Annotated in this window: 17 protein-coding genes; 7 read left to right on the top strand and 10 right to left on the bottom strand. The window is 56.8% G+C overall.

The annotated features are described in order from the left end of the window. Window positions 1–47: 47 nt before the first annotated feature. From ACL2XP_RS01015 to kefG, 3 genes are read right to left on the bottom strand one after another with little or no spacing between them, the layout of a single operon-like run. Complete coding sequence (locus tag ACL2XP_RS01015; protein ID WP_413736754.1) at window positions 48–251, bottom strand: YheV family putative zinc ribbon protein; 204 nt, start codon at window positions 249–251, stop codon at window positions 48–50. Next, window positions 235–2076: a glutathione-regulated potassium-efflux system protein KefB gene (gene kefB, locus ACL2XP_RS01010; RefSeq protein WP_413736753.1), complete on the bottom strand. Its 1842-nt coding sequence runs from the start codon at window positions 2074–2076 to the stop codon at window positions 235–237. The genes ACL2XP_RS01015 and kefB overlap by 17 nt, the downstream gene beginning before the upstream one ends. Then, window positions 2066–2629: a glutathione-regulated potassium-efflux system ancillary protein KefG gene (gene kefG, locus ACL2XP_RS01005; RefSeq protein ID WP_413739045.1), complete on the bottom strand. Its 564-nt coding sequence runs from the start codon at window positions 2627–2629 to the stop codon at window positions 2066–2068. The genes kefB and kefG overlap by 11 nt, the downstream gene beginning before the upstream one ends. 133 nt (window positions 2630–2762) lie before the next feature. On the opposite strand from kefG, the gene ACL2XP_RS01000 reads away from it, so the two are divergent. Beyond that, window positions 2763–4682, top strand: coding sequence for an ABC transporter ATP-binding protein (locus ACL2XP_RS01000; protein WP_413736752.1), 1920 nt, complete (start codon window positions 2763–2765; stop codon window positions 4680–4682). A 43-nt stretch (window positions 4683–4725) separates the two neighbouring features. Here the strand turns inward: ACL2XP_RS01000 and ACL2XP_RS00995 are convergent, their stop codons facing one another. Further along, window positions 4726–5304: a LysE family translocator gene (locus ACL2XP_RS00995; RefSeq protein ID WP_413739044.1), complete on the bottom strand. Its 579-nt coding sequence runs from the start codon at window positions 5302–5304 to the stop codon at window positions 4726–4728. Between the two features lie 160 nt (window positions 5305–5464). Between ACL2XP_RS00995 and ACL2XP_RS00990 the strand changes: the two genes are divergently transcribed. Together ACL2XP_RS00990 and ACL2XP_RS00985 are read left to right on the top strand one after the other, a co-directional pair. Further along, window positions 5465–5710 (top strand): YheU family protein, encoded by a 246-nt coding sequence (locus ACL2XP_RS00990; protein WP_413736751.1) that lies wholly within the window; start codon window positions 5465–5467, stop codon window positions 5708–5710. A gap of 102 nt (window positions 5711–5812) precedes the next feature. Then, the gene (locus ACL2XP_RS00985; protein ID WP_413736750.1) at window positions 5813–6682 is read left to right on the top strand and encodes a phosphoribulokinase; all 870 of its coding nucleotides are present in this window, start codon (window positions 5813–5815) and stop codon (window positions 6680–6682) included. A gap of 50 nt (window positions 6683–6732) precedes the next feature. Here ACL2XP_RS00985 and ACL2XP_RS00980 read toward each other — a convergent pair whose 3' ends face one another. Then, entirely contained in the window at window positions 6733–7155 is a 423-nt protein-coding gene (locus ACL2XP_RS00980; protein ID WP_413736749.1) for an OsmC family protein, read from the bottom strand. Window positions 7156–7469: 314 nt separating this feature from the next. On the opposite strand from ACL2XP_RS00980, the gene crp reads away from it, so the two are divergent. Then, complete coding sequence (crp, locus tag ACL2XP_RS00975) at window positions 7470–8102, top strand: cAMP-activated global transcriptional regulator CRP (RefSeq protein WP_034895576.1); 633 nt, start codon at window positions 7470–7472, stop codon at window positions 8100–8102. Between the two features lie 72 nt (window positions 8103–8174). Continuing rightward, window positions 8175–10256 carry a YccS/YhfK family putative transporter gene (locus ACL2XP_RS00970; RefSeq protein ID WP_413739043.1) on the top strand — a complete coding sequence of 694 codons (2082 nt, stop codon included), beginning with the start codon at window positions 8175–8177 and terminating at the stop codon, window positions 10254–10256. A 14-nt stretch (window positions 10257–10270) separates the two neighbouring features. Here ACL2XP_RS00970 and argD read toward each other — a convergent pair whose 3' ends face one another. Together argD and ACL2XP_RS00960 are read right to left on the bottom strand one after the other, a co-directional pair. After that, the gene (gene argD, locus ACL2XP_RS00965) at window positions 10271–11497 is read right to left on the bottom strand and encodes a bifunctional acetylornithine/succinyldiaminopimelate transaminase (protein ID WP_413736748.1); all 1227 of its coding nucleotides are present in this window, start codon (window positions 11495–11497) and stop codon (window positions 10271–10273) included. Between the two features lie 145 nt (window positions 11498–11642). After that, a complete protein-coding gene (locus ACL2XP_RS00960) occupies window positions 11643–12248 on the bottom strand; it encodes an aminodeoxychorismate synthase component II (RefSeq protein WP_413736747.1) in 606 nt (201 codons plus the stop codon). Window positions 12249–12504: 256 nt separating this feature from the next. Between ACL2XP_RS00960 and ACL2XP_RS00955 the strand changes: the two genes are divergently transcribed. Continuing rightward, window positions 12505–14286, top strand: a complete 1782-nt coding sequence (locus ACL2XP_RS00955) for an ABCB family ABC transporter ATP-binding protein/permease (protein ID WP_413736746.1) — start codon at window positions 12505–12507, stop codon at window positions 14284–14286. A 114-nt stretch (window positions 14287–14400) separates the two neighbouring features. Continuing rightward, entirely contained in the window at window positions 14401–14781 is a 381-nt protein-coding gene (locus tag ACL2XP_RS00950) for a DUF427 domain-containing protein (RefSeq protein WP_413736745.1), read from the top strand. Between the two features lie 19 nt (window positions 14782–14800). Here ACL2XP_RS00950 and ACL2XP_RS00945 read toward each other — a convergent pair whose 3' ends face one another. The 3 genes from ACL2XP_RS00945 to ppiA form a co-directional block, all read right to left on the bottom strand. After that, a complete protein-coding gene (locus ACL2XP_RS00945) occupies window positions 14801–15403 on the bottom strand; it encodes a putative adenosine monophosphate-protein transferase Fic (RefSeq protein ID WP_413736744.1) in 603 nt (200 codons plus the stop codon). Further along, window positions 15393–15560, bottom strand: coding sequence for a YhfG family protein (locus tag ACL2XP_RS00940; protein WP_413736743.1), 168 nt, complete (start codon window positions 15558–15560; stop codon window positions 15393–15395). The genes ACL2XP_RS00945 and ACL2XP_RS00940 overlap by 11 nt, the downstream gene beginning before the upstream one ends. A gap of 195 nt (window positions 15561–15755) precedes the next feature. After that, window positions 15756–16328, bottom strand: coding sequence for a peptidylprolyl isomerase A (ppiA, locus tag ACL2XP_RS00935; RefSeq protein WP_413736742.1), 573 nt, complete (start codon window positions 16326–16328; stop codon window positions 15756–15758). Window positions 16329–16497: the final 169 nt, after the last annotated feature.

The following is a 16497-nucleotide window of genomic DNA, read 5'->3' as shown; positions in this document are numbered from 1 at the left end:
ATTTGCGCGCATGTATCCTTCAGCTTAAAAAAACATACGCAATAACGCTACTCCGGATGAAAAATACCAATGATTTTCTCCGGATCGGGTCGTTTATCCGCAGGCGGCTGGTCGGTTTGGCGCTGAGTGAAACCGCACTTTACGCAGCTTACGCTTTCCACATTATTTTCCCGCCATACCGCCAAGGTATCCGTGCTGCGGCACTCGGGGCATACCGCGCCGGCAATAAAACGTTTACGCTTTGCCGTCATGGAATTTATCTCCTTGATCGTTATCTTCCCAACCGTTTAACTGCCTGCGTTCCTGCTGCATCTCGCGCTGGAAAATATCTTCCAGTTCGCGCCGTGATTCCTTGACGCGGGAGATTTGCGCCAGATCGCCCTGGGTTTGCGGCATCAGTTCCCTCAGCATCCGGGTATCGAGCCGGCGGAAATGCTGCTGCGCCCGGTAGGCCTGGTGCGGATGCATGCCCAACTCCAATAGGGCCTTGCGCCCCAGGTCGAGCGCGCTGGAGAAGGTTTCGCGGGAAAACTGGGTGACCCCGGCCAGCAGCAGCTCATGGGCCTCCACGCGCCCCCGCGCCCGCGCCAGTATTTTCAGATGGGGAAAATGTTGCTGGCAAAGATGCACGATGGTCATATTATCTTCCGGCGTATTGGCGGCGACCACGATGGCTTTGGCTTTTTCCGCACCGGCGGCGCGCAGCAGCTCAAGTTCGGTAGCATCGCCGTAATACACTTTATAACCATAGCTGCGCATCAGGCTTACCGCACTGATATCGCGCTCAAGGACGGTAATCCGCATCTTATTGGCCATCAGCAGCCGTCCGATAACCTGGCCGTAGCGGCCGAAACCCACGATAATCACCTGCGGCTCGTCGTCCTCCACAAAGGGTTTCTCATCGTGGTCGTCCTTGGCGTTATAACGTCTGACCAGGATATTATCGATTAATTTCATTAATAACGGCGTGGTAATCATCGACAAGGTTACCGTTACCAGCAGCAAAGCCAATTGATCGGGGGAGAGGATCTTCTGGGCCGCCGCCGCGGAAAACAGCACAAAGGCGAATTCGCCCCCCTGGCTCAATACCCCGGAAAATTGCAGGCGCACCGATCGGCGCAGGCCGAACACCCGCGCCAGAATATACAGTACCGTTCCTTTGACCAGCACCAGCACCGCCAATCCCGCCAGTACCGTTAGCAGATGGACATACAGGATGCCCAAATTGAGCGCCATGCCCACCGAGATAAAAAACAAGCCTAGCAGCAAGCCCTTGAACGGTTCGATGGCGATTTCAAGTTCGTGGCGATACTCGCTCTCAGCCAACAGCACGCCGGCGATAAAAGTGCCGAGCGCCATGGATAATCCGAGCATATCCATAAACAACGCCGCGCCGAGCACCAGCAATAAAGCGGCGGCGGTGAAGATTTCCCGCACATTGGCCATGGCGATATAACGAAACAGCGGGCGCAGCAGGTAACGCCCCCCCACCAGCATGATAAAGAACGCCGCCACTTTCATGGCGATCTTCATCCAATCGCTGGGTTCGCCGCCGCCCCCGGCCAATATGGGAATCAAAGACAGCGCCGGGATCACCGCCATATCCTGGAACAGCAGTACGGAAAATCCGAGCTGGCCGCCCTCATTGCGATTCATGCCCTTATCGCGCATCAATTGCAGGGCGATGGCGGTGGAGGACATGGCAAGGCCAATGCCGCCGATCAGCGCCGATTGCCATGACGCATGGGTCAAGTAGAGTGCCCCGCCCAACAGCAAGGCGGTAAAAATAAGCTGCGCGGCGCCGACGCCGAATATCGAGCGCCGAAGTTCCCATAATTTCGCGGGATTCAATTCCAGGCCGATAATAAACATCAGGAACACCACGCCCAGCTCGGAGAAATGCAGAATTTCATCCACATCCCGGATAAAACCCAAGCCCCAGGGTCCGATGGCAATACCCGCGACCAGGTAGCCGATAACCGCGCCGATCCCCAGGCGCTGGGCGATGGGTACCGCGACCACGGCGGCAAATAAAAATAACACCACGGCGGTTAAAAACGACGGACTACTTCCCAATGCGTTGCCCTCTTGGTATTAACGGATCGTTCAGCCACTGCGCGTACTCGCCGGCATGGTGCGCCAGCACATCCGGATGTTGCCGCCGGGCCCAATAAATCACCATGGGCGGCACCCATTGCATGCGGCACATGGTGGCGGTCAGTTCAAACGGACGCAAGATGTCATCCATACTGTAGCGGTTGTACCCCCGGCGCTGGTAAGCGCCCTCCGGCTCTCCGGTGGTAATGACCGACCGCCAGTATTTTCCGGCCAGGGCATCGCCGCCGATGCCGCTGGCGAATCCCCGCGCCAGCACCCGGTCAAGCCACTCTTTTAATAACGCCGGGCAGCTGTAGGTATAAAGCGGATGCTGGAATACGATGACCTGATGTTCGCGCAGTAATTGCTGTTCGTAGTGGATATCGATAAAAAAATCCGGATAAATCCCGTAAAGATCATGTACGGTGACATGTTCCAAGGACGCCGCCGCCTGTAGCAACATGCGATTGGCAACGGAATCCTGTGATTCCGGGTGGGCATACAGCAACAAAACTTTGGGCGGCTGTGCGATCAATTCCCCTCCAAAGCGTCGTCAGGGCGCGGGTTTTCCGCTACCATGCTTCGCGAAGTCAGAAACCAGGCTATGTTATCCTGGATAGCATTCAATGATGTCAATTTAACATACTCTTAAACTATGGCGCTTTATGATTGTCTTCTCTTCACTGCAAATTCGTCGCGGTACCCAGGTACTCCTGGATAATGCGACAGCCACGGTTAACCCGGGGCAAAAAGTCGGGCTGGTCGGTAAAAACGGCTGTGGCAAATCAACGCTACTGGCGTTGTTGAAACACGAGCTCAGCGCCGATGCCGGCAATGTCACCTTTCCCGCCAACTGGTCCATGGCCTGGGTCAATCAGGAAACCCCCGCCCTGGACGTCCCGGCAATAGAGTATGTTATCGACGGCGATCGGGAATATCGTCAGCTGGAATCCGAATTACAGCTCGCCAACGATAAAAATGACGGTCACGCCATTGCCACGGTGCATGGCAAGCTGGACGTTATCGAAGCCTGGACCATCCGTCCGCGCGCGTCGAGCCTGCTGCACGGACTGGGTTTTAGCCAGGATCGGCTGGAGCAGCCGGTACGCGATTTTTCCGGCGGCTGGCGCATGCGCCTCAATCTGGCGCAGGCGTTGATTTGCCGCTCTGATTTGCTGCTATTGGATGAACCGACCAACCATCTGGATTTGGACGCGGTAATCTGGCTGGAAAAATGGCTGAAAAATTACAGTGGTACGCTTATTTTGATTTCCCATGACCGGGATTTCCTGGACCCTATCGTAAATAAAATCCTGCATATTGAACAGCAGGCATTAAATGAATATACCGGCAATTATTCATCATTTGAGCTACAGCGTGTGACAAAACTGGCGCAACAGCAGTCGCTTTATCAGCACCAGCAGGAAAAAGTCGCCCATCTGCAACATTATATCGACCGTTTTCGCGCCCAGGCCACCAAAGCCAAACAGGCGCAAAGCCGGATTAAAATGCTCGAACGGATGGAACTGATCGCCCCGGCGCATGTGGATAACCCATTCCAATTCAAATTCCGCGCGCCGGAAAGTTTGCCCACGCCGCTGCTGAGTATGGAAAAAGTCAGCGCCGGCTATGGCGATCACACCATCCTCAACTCCATCAAGCTTAATCTGGTCCCCGGCTCGCGCATCGGCCTGCTCGGACGCAACGGGGCCGGTAAATCGACCTTGATTAAACTGCTGGCCGGCACCCTGGCGCCCCAATCCGGCGCCATCGGCCTGGCCAAAGGCATCAAGCTGGGCTACTTCGCCCAGCACCAGCTGGAGTTCCTGCGCGCCGACGAGTCTCCCCTGCAGCATATGAGCCGCCTGGCCCCCCAGGAATATGAACAGGCGCTGCGCGATTTCCTCGGCGGCTTCGGTTTCCAGGGCGACAAGGTCACCGACCCCACCGCGCGGTTTTCCGGCGGGGAGAAAGCCCGGCTGGTGCTGGCGCTGATTGTTTGGCAGCGCCCCAACCTGTTGCTGCTCGATGAACCGACCAACCATCTGGATCTGGATATGCGCCAGGCGCTGACCGAGGCGCTGATTGATTTTGACGGCGCGCTGGTAGTGGTTTCCCATGACCGGCATTTGCTGCGCTCCACCACCGATGAATTCTACCTGGTCCACGACGGCCGGGTGGAGTCCTTCGACGGGGACGTGGAGGATTACCAGCAGTGGCTGGTAGAACAGCAGCGCCAGGCCGGGCAGGATGACGGCGATACGGAAAACCCCGCGGCGGTGAATACCGCCCAGACCCGCAAAGACCAGAAGCGGCGCGAAGCGGATTTCCGCAACCAGACGCAGCCGCTGCGCAAGGCCATTACCCGCCATGAGCAGCAGATGGACCAGCTCGGCGCCGAACTGGCGGAAATCGAAGCCGAACTGGCGGATTCGTCATTATACGATATCAGCCGCAAGGCCGATCTGACCCTCTGCCTGCAACGGCAGGCCAAGGTCAAAGCGCAGTTGGAAGAGGCGGAAATGGCCTGGCTGGACGCGCAGGAACAGTTGGAAGCCCTGACCCGGGCTTTCGCAGCCGAGTAACCGGTTACGGCGCGGCAGACTGGCGGGCCGCGCCGGCCCGGATTCAGCGCCAGATAAGTAACACGCAGGCGGCGGTCAGCAGGCCCATGGCGACGTTAAATACCGTCCAGGCGCGCTTGCTGCGCAACAGCCTGCCGATCATCGTGCCAAACCCCAGCCAGATAACGCCGGACACCACGTTGACGGTAATAATGCCGATACTGATAGCCCCGACGGAAGTCATATAGCCGTTGCCGCTCAGGCTGAAGCTGGCCACGGCGCCCAATGCCATGAGCCAGGCCTTGGGATTGAGGAACTGCAGCAGCCCGCCCTGATAAAACGGAATAGGCCGGGCCGGCTTGCTGTCGGTATCCAATTGTTCATAGGCGGCGGTGGCAATCTTCCAGGATAACCACAACAGATAAAGGCTGCCCGCCACTTTCAGCGTAAAATGCAGCGAAGGGTAAATGGCGATCAGGCTGCCGACGCCAAAGGCGACCAGCAGCAGTATGCATTGCATGCCGAGCATGATGCCCAGCATCAGCGGCGTGGAACGCCAGAAACCGAAATTGGCGCCGGAGGCAGTCAGCAACATGTTGTTGGGCCCGGGGGTAATGGCGGCCACCCATAAAAAACCCAGCATCGACAAGAAAAGACTTGGTTCATAAAGACTTGGTTCCACGGTACAACTGCCCCCACTATAATTATATTTATGAAGCTAACAGCGCCGCTGAAGCTGCACAAGCCTTAACAGGTGAAATTTCGTCAACATGTTGATTTATTGACTATCGGGACATAATAACGTGATCATTCCATGGGAACAAATCGATCCGGAAACGCTGTATAACCTGATCGAATCCTTTGTGCTGCGCGAGGGCACCGATTACGGCGAACGGGAAAAGACCCTGGCGCAAAAAGTCGAGGATGTCAAACGCCAGCTCAAGCGCGGGGAAGCGGTGGTGGTGTGGTCGGAACTCCATGAAAATATTAATATCATGCCCCGCAGCCAATTCAACGCCCAGCCTGACGATCCGGCGCGCGAAGAATAAAGCGCGCTGGCCCGGCGTCGCTAAACATGATAACAATTATCCTGGGCTTGAGTGCCTGGCATATGTTAATCACGCAGCGTTTCAACCGAGCATAGGGTTACCATGTCGACAAAACACCCAATTATTGCCGTTACCGGCTCCAGCGGGGCGGGCACCACCACCACCAGCCTGGCGTTTCGTAAAATTTTCCAACAGCTGAAAATCAACGCCGCGGAGCTGGAAGGGGATAGCTTTCATCATTTCACCCGGCCGGAAATGGATATGGCGATCCGCAAAGCCCGCGATCTTGGCCGCCATATCAGCTATTTCGGACCGGAAGCCAATGATTTCGGTTTACTGGAGCGTACGCTCCAGCAATACGGGCTGTCCGGACAGGGCGAGTCGCGCAAGTATCTGCATACCTACGATGAAGCCGTGCCGTACAATCAGGTTCCCGGCACGTTTACCCCCTGGCAGCCGCTGCCGGAGCCGACCGACGTGCTGTTTTACGAAGGGCTGCACGGCGGCGTGGTCACCGATCGCCATGATGTGGCGCAGCATGTGGATCTGCTGGTGGGGGTGGTGCCCATCGTTAATCTTGAATGGATTCAGAAACTGGTGCGCGATACCGGCGAGCGTGGGCATTCCCGCGAGGCGGTGATGGATTCGGTGGTGCGGTCGATGGAAGATTACATTAATTACATCACGCCGCAATTTTCCCGTACCCATATCAATTTCCAGCGGGTTCCCACCGTTGATACGTCAAATCCTTTCGCCGCCAAGGCGATTCCTTCGCTTGATGAAAGCTTTGTCGTTATTCATTTCCGCAGTTTGAATCATATTGATTTTCCTTACCTGCTGGCCATGTTGCAGGGTTCGTTTATTTCCAATATCAATACCCTGGTGGTTCCCGGCGGCAAAATGGGCCTGGCCATGGAGCTGATCGTGGGGCCGCTGGTGCAGCAATTGCTGGAAGGGAAAGAAATCAAGTAAGCGCGGGAGCTATTGATACGCCGCGACTAAGCGCGGCGCGCGTGGGTCGGTTATGCGGCGGGAGCGTGGCGTTCGGCGCGCACTTCAAAGCTGTGGGTCACATTGACCGACGCGCCGAGCATCAGGGAAACGGAACAATATTTTTCCGCCGACAGCGCGACCGCCCGTTCAACCGCCTTATCGGTCAGGCCGGCGCCGGTCACGATAAAATGCAGATTGATATGGGTAAACAGCCTGGGCGCCTCTTCACGGCGCTCGGAGGTGAGTTTCACCTCGCAGTCCCGCACGTCCTGCCGCCCCTTTTGTAAAATCGAGACAACATCGATGGCGCTACAGCCGCCGACCGACATCAATACCATTTCCATGGGGCTGGGCGCCTTCTCCCCGGCATTGCCATCCATTAAAATCTGATGGCCGGAGGATGATTCGCCTATAAAAGATAACCCTTCTACCCATTTTACTCGTGCCTGCATTATGATGACTCCAGATAAAAAGCTTTCCAGCAGACTACATTTTTGCTGGAAAAGTGGCAATGTTACCGAACATACTTCATGCTGATGCAAGACAACAGAAGACACTGCTTCAAACCTATGCTAAAAACAAGGCTGGATCGGCCTCATTGATATTGAAAGGGCAAGAGCTCGATCGGAACATCATAAAATACCAGACCCTAATAAGTTCCCTTACGTCGCTCCGTTAACGCGGAGTAAGAGAAAAATACCGCGCCGTAACAGGGAATACGATGTCCTGACTCAGGGACAGCGATGACAAAAGAGGATAACAGCGAATGGTTCTCGGCAAACCGCAAACAGACCCTACTCTCGAATGGTTCCTGTCTCATTGCCATATTCATAAGTATCCATCGAAGAGTACGCTTATACATCAGGGCGAAAAAGCAGAAACGCTTTACTACATCGTCAAGGGCGCCGTCGCGGTGCTGATTAAAGATGAAGAAGGCAAAGAGATGATCCTCTCCTATCTCAACCAGGGGGATTTCATCGGTGAATTAGGCTTATTCGAGGAAGGCCAGGAACGCAGCGCCTGGGTACGGGCTAAAACCGCCTGTGAGGTGGCCGAGATTTCTTATAAAAAATTCCGGCAGCTCATACAGGTCAATCCCGATATCCTCATGCGTTTATCCGCGCAAATGGCCAGCCGTTTGCAGGTGACCTCGGAAAAAGTCGGTAACCTGGCGTTTCTCGACGTTACCGGGCGCATTGCCCAGACTTTGCTGAATTTGGCGAAGCAACCCGACGCCATGACGCATCCCGACGGCATGCAAATCAAGATTACCCGTCAGGAAATCGGTCAGATTGTCGGCTGCTCGCGTGAAACAGTAGGCCGTATCCTTAAAATGTTGGAAGATCAGAACCTTATCTCCGCACACGGTAAAACCATTGTCGTTTACGGTACGCGCTGATAGCGTTTTAAGACAGGCGTGGTGCTCTGTGCCACGCTTTTTCCGCCGGCCGACGGTTTGCCCATAGATCCTATGTGGCGCAGGCTGATTTATCACCCCGAAGTTAACTACGCCTTACGGCAAACAATCGTATTATGCCTGCCCGTGGCGGTAGGCCTGCTATTCGGCAGCCTGCAAAACGGCCTGCTGTTCTCTTTGGTGCCCGCCTGTTGCAATATCGCCGGCCTGGATACCCTGCATAAACGTTTTTTTAAACGCCTGGCCATCGGCGGCCTGCTGTTCGCCCTTAGCAGTACGCTTATCCAAGTGTTGCTGCATCTGGCGGTGCCGCTGCCCGTGATTATGTTCGGCCTGGCGCTGCTGTTCGGCGTGACCGGCGAGATAAGCCCGCTGCACGGGCGCTTATTGCCCGCCGCCCTTATCGCCGCCATCTTTACCCTCGGCCTGGCCGGCAATGTGCCTTTTGGCGTGCCGCCGCTGTTATATATTGCCGGTACCGCCTGGTACGGATTATTCAACGGCCTGTGGTTCTGGCTGTGGAAAGAGCAGCCGATGCGGGAAACCCTCAGCCTGCTGTACCGGGAACTGGCGGATTATATCGAGGCGAAATATAGCCTGCTGACGCAGCATACCGACCCGGAGACCGCTTTGCCGCCGCTGTTTGCCCGCCAGCAAACGGTGATTGACCTGATAGCGCAGGTTTATCAGCAATTGCATATGCTCTCCGCCACTCATCAACAGCAATATAAACGCCTGCTGCGCGCCTTCCAGGTCGCGCTGGATTTACAGGAACATATCGCCGTCAGCCTGCATCAGCCCGACGAAGTGCAAAAGCTGGTGGAACAAAGCCACGCGGAGGCGGTCATCCGCTATAACGCGCGGGTGATTGCGGCGCGGCTGCGGGTGCTGGCCGACGATATCCTGTACCACCGGCCGCCGGGGCGCTTTACCATGGCCAGCGCACTCTCGGCGCTGGAAAAAATCGCCGAACGCAACCCCGACAATCCAGTCGGCCATTTTTGTTATTATCACTTCAGCCGCATCGCGCGCCTGCTGCGCACCCAGCGTCCCCTATACCGCCGCGACGTGATGGCCGACAATCAGCAGCGGCTTTCGTTCTGGCACGCGCTGATAAGCTACTGTTCCCTGAAGTCCATGGCCCTGCGCAACGCCGCCCGTTTAGGGGTGATACTGGCGATCGGCAGCAGTTTCGGATTGATGTTTAACCTGCCCAAACCGTACTGGATTTTAATGACGGTGATGTTCGTCAGCCAGAACGGTTATAACGCCACCCGGGTCCGCATCCAGCACCGGGCGCTGGGGACGCTGGCGGGGTTGTTTATCGCCGCCGGCACCCTGCGGCTGGAACTGGGCGACGGTACGATCTTGCTGTGCATGCTGGTCCTGACCCTGGCGGCCTATCTGGTGCTGCGCAAAAACTATGGCCTGGCGATGACTGGCATGACCGTGACCGCCGTCTATACGCTGCAACTGCTGTCGCTTAACGGCGCGCATTTCCTGGTGCCGCGGCTGGTGGACACGCTGCTTGGCTGTATGCTGGCGTTTGGCGGCATGTTGTGGCTGTGGCCGCAGTGGCAGAGCGGGCTGTTGCGTAAAAATGCGCATCTGGCGCTGGAGCGGGATCAGGAAGCGCTGCGCCTGCTGTTGCAGCCGGTGGCGGAACCGGCGGCGCTGGCCTATGCGCGCATGCGGGTCAACCAGGGCCATAACGCGCTGTTTACCTCGCTCAGCCAGGCGATGCGGGAGCCGGCTTTCAACTCCCGCTACCTGTCCGATATGCGTTTATGGGTGACGCACAGCCAGTTTATCGTTGAACACATCAACGCCATGACCATCCTGGCGCGGGATCATTATATGCTGACGCCGGCGCTGGCCCAGAAATACCTGGCGGCCTGCGAAGTGGCCCTGCAGCGCTGCCAGCAGCGGCTTGAATACGACGGGCCGAGCGGTGAAAGCCCGGTAGCGGAAGCCGCCGCCGAGACCCAGACCCACTCGACCACCCTGATGGAGCGCCATTTACAGCGTATTTTGTTCCATTTGGGCGTGATGCATACCATTTCCTCGGTGGCCTGGCGCCAGCGGCCGCAGCACGGCCGCTGGCTGGCGCGCCGGTTAAGCGAACCCCGGGGCTAGTCCCGGGCGGGTTATCAGGCGTCGGCGCCAAGCACCTGGGCCACCGCTTTTTCAAACCGCGCCATGCCCAGCTCGATATCCTCGAACTCCACTACCAGCGATGGCGCAAACCGCACCACGTCCGGACCGGCCACCAGGATCATCAGGCCCTGGGCGGCGCTGGCATGCAGGAATTCCCGCGCGCGGCCGTGGAACTGCGGCTGCAATACCGCGCCCAATAGCAGCCCCATGCCGCGGACTTCCGCAAACAAATGATATTTGTCGTTTATCGCCTCCAGCGCACGGATAAACCGATCGTGCCGCTCGTTGATGCCCGCCAGCACCTCTGGCGTATTAATCACATCCAGGGCCGCCTCCGCCACCGCGCAGGCCAGCGGGTTGCCGCCGTAAGTGGTGCCGTGGGTGCCCACCGCCATCACCGAGGCGATATCTTCGGTGGTCAGCATGGCGCTGATCGGGAAACCGCCGCCCAGCGCTTTGGCGGTGGTCAGGATATCCGGCGATACGCCGTAATGCATATAGGTAAACAGCTGGCCGGTACGGCCCATGCCGCACTGTACTTCATCCATCACCAGCAGCGCCTGGTATTGGTCGCACAGATCGCGCAGGCCTTGCAGGAATTCCGGCGTGGCCGGCATGATGCCGCCCTCCCCCTGAATGGGTTCTACCACGATGGCGCAGGTATGATCGTCCATAACCGCTTTTACCGCAGCCAGGTCATTGAACGGCACATGGATGATATCGGCCGGTTTTGGGCCGAACCCATCGGAATATTTAGGCTGCCCGCCCACCGAAACGGTAAACAGCGTGCGGCCATGGAAAGCGTTATGGAAAGCAATGATTTTGGTTTTGTAGGGACTGTGGCGGGTGATGGCATAATGGCGGGCCAATTTAAACGCCGCTTCGTTGGCTTCGCCGCCTGAATTGGCGAAAAACACCCGGTCGGCAAAGGTGGCGTCGATCAGCTTGCTGGCCAGGCGCAGGGACGGTTCGTTGGTAAAGACATTGCTGGTGTGCCACAGGGTTTCGCCCTGCTGTTTCAGCGCCGCCACCAGCGCCGGATGGCAATGCCCCAGCGCGGTAACCGCGATACCGCCGGAGAAATCCACATATTCTTTGCCGTCCTGATCCCACACCCGGCTGCCTTTTCCTTTGACCGGAATAAACTGCGCCGGTGCATAAACCGGCAAAATAACCCGATCGAAGGTTGCCCGCGTTACTGCGCTATCATCTTTTTTCATAAGCTGTTTACTCGGTCCGTAGCAAAAGGATAACTGAAATTATAGTCATAAAATATGAATAAAAAATCAGTTCGATGCAATCTTTTATCGCTGTTCAATGGTAAAAAAATATTCTGGCCGCCGGTCCTCGCCTGACGATGGTTTTTCAGCTTCTCACAACGCCGGCGCCGGAAAAAGACTGGCGGAGAAAGTTTTCCAGCAGCTGATGGCCCTGTTGGCTGAGAATACTTTCAGGATGAAACTGTACACCTTCGAGCGGTAAGGTCCGATGGCGGATGCCCATGATTTCATCCCGCTCCCCCGCGCGCATGCTCCAGGCGGTCGCCTCAAGGCATGGCGGCAGGCTGTCCGCGGCGACCAGGAGCGAATGATAACGGGTCACCGTCAGGGGCGCGGCCAGACCGGCGAATACGCCCCGCCCGTCGTGGGTAATGGCGGATGTTTTGCCATGCATGACCTGCCGGGCGCGCTCGATGCGGGCGCCGAAGGCCTGGGCAATGGCCTGGTGTCCCAGGCAGACGCCGAGAATCGGTACCTTGCCGGCGAAATGCCGGATAGCCGCCAGGGAGATGCCGGCATCGTCAGGTGTGCCCGGGCCGGGGGAGATCACCAGGCGATCGGGAGCCAAACGCTCAATATCGGCAAGCTCCAATTTATCATGCCGCCATACCTCTACCTGCGCGCCAAGCTCGCTAAAATACTGATAAAGGTTGTAGGTAAATGAATCGTAATTATCGATAATCAGCAGCATGGACAGCCTAATGGATTGATATTTAAATATTATGCGTCTGGTGGCGTTTCCGCCGCGTCGTGCGCCAGGGATAAGGCACCGCCCAGTATAACGGTCAGGCGGCGGGGATGGGAGATGCTTTGCCTGGACATGCCGCTTAAGGGTGTGTGATATTTCGCTATGCCCGCCTGCGCAACGCTTACCTGCCCCGCGCGACCCAGGCCATAATGGCTTACTCTAATTGAGCCAATCTCTTTGGGACAGATAAAATAAGCCTATGTACCGTTTTCGCCATTTGAAAATACTTACTCCCTATCTTTGGCCCAGGACGGAGCCGAAGTTACGTTATTACCTGATCGCCGCGCTGCTGTTCATGGTGGTGGCCAAGATCAGCACTTCCCTGGTGCCGCTGGCCTACAAAGCCATTATCGATAACCTTAATGGCGAAAACGCCAGGCTGCTGGCCATTCCCCTGGGCCTGATTGCCAGCTATGGGCTGGCCCGCGTCAGCGCATCCGTCTTTGAAGAGCTGCGCAACGTCATGTTCGTGCATGTAAGCCAAAACGCCACCAGGCTGCTGGGACTGAGGGTATTCCGGCAACTGCATAACCTGAGCTTGCGCTTTCATCTGGAGCGCCAGACCGGCGGACTATCGTTGTCGATAGAGCGTGGAACCCAGGCGGTGTCGACCGTACTTTCCCGCGTACTGTTTTCCATCCTGCCGATCCTGTTTGAAATCAGTCTGGTGACCGTTATTTTGTGGCGGCTGCTGAATATCTGGTTCGCGGTGGCCGTATTAACCACCGTCGGCGCCTATCTTCTGTTTACCATTACCGCGGTGGGGTGGCGCACGCGTTTTCGGCGCGAATTAAACCAGGCTAACGCCGATGCCAATAATAAGTCCCTCGACAGCCTGCTCAATTACGAGACCGTTAAATATTTCGGCAACGAGGAGTTCGAGGCGCGGCGCTTTGATATGTCGCGGCGGCATTACGAGTACGCGGCGATCAGAAACCAGATCAGCTTCACGCTGCTCAGTATCGGCCAGACGGTCATTATTTCCGTCGGTCTGGTGGTGATGATGGCCATGGCGGCGCGGGGGATGGCGCAAGGGCATATGACGCTGGGGGATTTCGTGCTGGTGAACGCCTATTTGTTACAGCTGTATCAACCGCTGAATTTCTTCGGTTTTATCTACTCGGAGATACGCCAGGCGCTTATTGATATGGATAACATGTTCGACCTGCTGTCGTTAAAACGGGAAATCGAAGACCGCCCCGGCGCCGCGGCCCTGCGGTTAACCCGGGGAGAGGTGGTGTTTTCCGGGGTCAGCTTTGGTTACGACGCGCGGCGCCCGATCCTGGACCAGGTCAGTTTCACCATTCCGGCCGGTAAAACCGTCGCCATCGTCGGGACGTCGGGGGCGGGCAAATCCACCCTCGCCAGGCTGCTGTTCCGCTTTTACGATGTGACCGCTGGGGCGATATGCCTGGACGGGCAGGATATCCGCGACGTGACCCAGGCAAGCCTGCACCAGGCCATCGGCATCGTCCCGCAGGATACGGTACTGTTTAACGACACGCTGCGTTACAACATTGGTTATGGCAATACCGGCGCCACCCACGAAGAGATCGAGCGGGCAGCCAAAATGGCATATATCCATGATTTTATTACCGGCCTGCCGGATGGATATGATACGCGGGTGGGTGAACGGGGGCTGAAGCTGTCCGGGGGCGAAAAGCAGCGGGTGGCCATTGCCCGCACGGTGCTCAAAGACCCGGAGATATTGATCTTCGACGAAGCGACCAGCGCCCTGGATACCCATACCGAACGGGAAATCCAGGCCCAGATGCGTGAAGTGAGCCGCAACCACACCACTTTGATTATCGCCCATCGCCTGTCGACGATCATTGATGCCGATGAAATCATCGTGCTGGAAGCGGGCGTCATTGTCGAGCGCGGACGCCACCAGGCGCTGCTGGCGGCGGACGGCCGGTATGCGGCCATGTGGCAGCAGCAGCGCCGCGAAGTGCGCGCGCCGGCTACGCCGCCGGCCTGATCGAGGCGCCGATAGCGGATAGCCGGAAGGCACGCCGGGTAACGCATCCGGCGGGCAAACGCGTAGGCTAAAAAAACGGGCAATAATCCGCTAATCCAGAGAGGAACCGCCATCATGACCGCTAAGCCTGTAAAAATTCCCGGCCCCGATCACCCCATTACCCTCGAAGCTTACCCCGGGCATATCGTCGTGTCCGTCGCGGGCCAGATCGTAGCCGATACCCGCGCGGCGCTAACCCTGCGCGAAGCTGATTATCCGCCGGTTCACTATATCCCGCGCGGAGATATCGCTTGGTCGCTGCTGGAAAAGACCGGCCACAGCACCTATTGCCCCTACAAGGGAGAATGCTCTTATTACAGCATTACCGCGGGCGGACCGCAGTCGGTGAACGCCATATGGAGCTATGAAAAACCTTATGAGTCCGTCGCCGCCATCAAGGATTATATGGCCTTCTATCCGGATCGCGTCGATAACATCGAACTCAACCCCGCCTGACAGCGGTGTTGATCCGGCGTTATGGCTGTTCCCCCGGTTCGCTGACCACCCGGGCAAAAATAGCCGCCAGCGGGGCCGAATCGCCGAATGCGCCGGCCTCGTTGGCGTTAATCCACTCTTCCCGTTCGATGGGTTCCCAGCGGGCATCAAAACCCGCATGGATGATCAGCTGTTCAAAAAAGATCCTCTGAGCCCGCCCATTGCCTTCCCGAAACGGATGCAACATATTGATGTCCGCATAATAATGACCGAGGCGGGGACAGATTTCATCCAGGGCAAGACCGCGCAAATAGTCTTCATCCTCCAAGCGCTGCATCACCGCATTGCCCTCTTTTTCCAAATAGGAGAAGTGGCAATAGCGGGTTTCATTTTGGTAGATATCCACGGTGCGCAATTGTCCAGCCCATTCATAAATATCCTGGAACAGCGTCCGGTGGATGGCGCATAACCACGGCAATCCCATATTGGGCGCGCCCAGTTCCACGGTGGCTGCCCGCAGCGGCGTCAGGGCAAGCTCGGCCTCGCGCAGGCCCGCGGATTCATGGATATCGAGCTTGTTGCGCAGCACCTGGATACCGGGGTAAAAATAGGGATCGCGCCCATCGCCGAATTTATCGTTCATAATGGCTCCTGAGTTCGCTGATGCGCTGCAAGGCCTCTTCCGCCGACAGGGTTACCAGTTCGGTATCAAAGCCTTCCAGGCGGTTGCTGGCCTGGAAATTTTCATTGCGCCGCTGTTGAAACAACCGCGTTTTTTGTTTGTCAGTCATTTTTTTCATAAGGCATTCCTTATTTGCGACCCGCCGGAGCACCGGCGTAATGAAACGAGCGTAGCCAATCAATAAAGTATAACCAGCATTGGCAGGTTCGCCGGGAGCGCAGCGATATGAACGGGAAAGGGGGCGGAGACAGGCACGGAAAAAAGCGTGGGAAAGGCCGGGGCGGCCTTTCCCGCTACAGGTGGCGAAAGAGCGCTACGGTAAAACTTTCGCCGACAGGATAACGACCGGTTTCACCGGGACATTCTGGTAAGGCCCGACGTTTTTGGTGGGCACCTGGGCAATTTTATCGGCAACATCCATGCCCTTGATGACTTTGCCGAATACCGCATACCCGAAATCCCGTTGCCCATGATCGAGGAAAGCATTATCGGCAACGTTGATAAAGAACTGGCTGGTGGCGCTGTCGACTTGGTCGGTGCGCGCCATGGCGACGGTGCCGCGTAAATTGCGCAGACCGTTGTTCGCTTCATTTTTTATCGGCGGCTGGGTGGGTTTTTGCGTCAGGTCCTGGTCAAAGCCGCCGCCTTGCACCATAAAGCCCGGGATCACGCGGTGAAAAATGGTGTTGTTGTAAAAACCGCTGTTGATATAGTCGACGAAGTTCTTAACCGCTACTGGCGCTTTTTGATTATCCAGTTCCAGTTCGATGTTACCCGCGGAAGTGGTCAGCAGCACGTGGGCATCTTGCTGTGCGGCAAGGACTGGGGAAGATATGACCGCCAGGGAAAAAAAGAGTGCGGCGGTGGCCAGGTTTCGTTTCAACATGAGGGTTCCTTGTTAATACTTGGGCAATAGGAAGGGCTTTGATTCTAAAGAGCGGACCGCAGTAACGCTACCCATTTACCTTTTTTTACGTAACAGCTTTATAACGGGGCCGGGATTACCGCTTTCCCGGGGCCGAAAAACGGGTTTACCGAACCGATGTTGCATATTT

Source organism: Sodalis sp. RH21 (assembly GCF_047324175.1).
Lineage (GTDB): Bacteria > Pseudomonadota > Gammaproteobacteria > Enterobacterales > Enterobacteriaceae > Acerihabitans.
Note: the sequence above shows the minus strand (reverse complement) of the source record. Positions and strands in the feature narration are given on the sequence as shown.

Coding starts and splice junctions, on each gene's coding strand:
- crp (WP_034895576.1), top strand. CDS start 7,470: ATGGTTCTCGGCAAACCGCAAACAGACCCTACTCTCGAATGGTTCCTG.
- ACL2XP_RS00985 (WP_413736750.1), top strand. CDS start 5,813: ATGTCGACAAAACACCCAATTATTGCCGTTACCGGCTCCAGCGGGGCG.
- ACL2XP_RS00955 (WP_413736746.1), top strand. CDS start 12,505: ATGTACCGTTTTCGCCATTTGAAAATACTTACTCCCTATCTTTGGCCC.
- ACL2XP_RS00995 (WP_413739044.1), bottom strand. CDS start 5,304: ATGCTGGGTTTTTTATGGGTGGCCGCCATTACCCCCGGGCCCAACAAC.
- ACL2XP_RS00950 (WP_413736745.1), top strand. CDS start 14,401: ATGACCGCTAAGCCTGTAAAAATTCCCGGCCCCGATCACCCCATTACC.
- ACL2XP_RS00945 (WP_413736744.1), bottom strand. CDS start 15,403: ATGAACGATAAATTCGGCGATGGGCGCGATCCCTATTTTTACCCCGGT.
- ACL2XP_RS00980 (WP_413736749.1), bottom strand. CDS start 7,155: ATGCAGGCACGAGTAAAATGGGTAGAAGGGTTATCTTTTATAGGCGAA.
- argD (WP_413736748.1), bottom strand. CDS start 11,497: ATGAAAAAAGATGATAGCGCAGTAACGCGGGCAACCTTCGATCGGGTT.
- ACL2XP_RS01000 (WP_413736752.1), top strand. CDS start 2,763: ATGATTGTCTTCTCTTCACTGCAAATTCGTCGCGGTACCCAGGTACTC.
- ACL2XP_RS00940 (WP_413736743.1), bottom strand. CDS start 15,560: ATGAAAAAAATGACTGACAAACAAAAAACGCGGTTGTTTCAACAGCGG.
- ACL2XP_RS00970 (WP_413739043.1), top strand. CDS start 8,175: ATGTGGCGCAGGCTGATTTATCACCCCGAAGTTAACTACGCCTTACGG.
- ppiA (WP_413736742.1), bottom strand. CDS start 16,328: ATGTTGAAACGAAACCTGGCCACCGCCGCACTCTTTTTTTCCCTGGCG.
- ACL2XP_RS00960 (WP_413736747.1), bottom strand. CDS start 12,248: ATGCTGCTGATTATCGATAATTACGATTCATTTACCTACAACCTTTAT.
- ACL2XP_RS01015 (WP_413736754.1), bottom strand. CDS start 251: ATGACGGCAAAGCGTAAACGTTTTATTGCCGGCGCGGTATGCCCCGAG.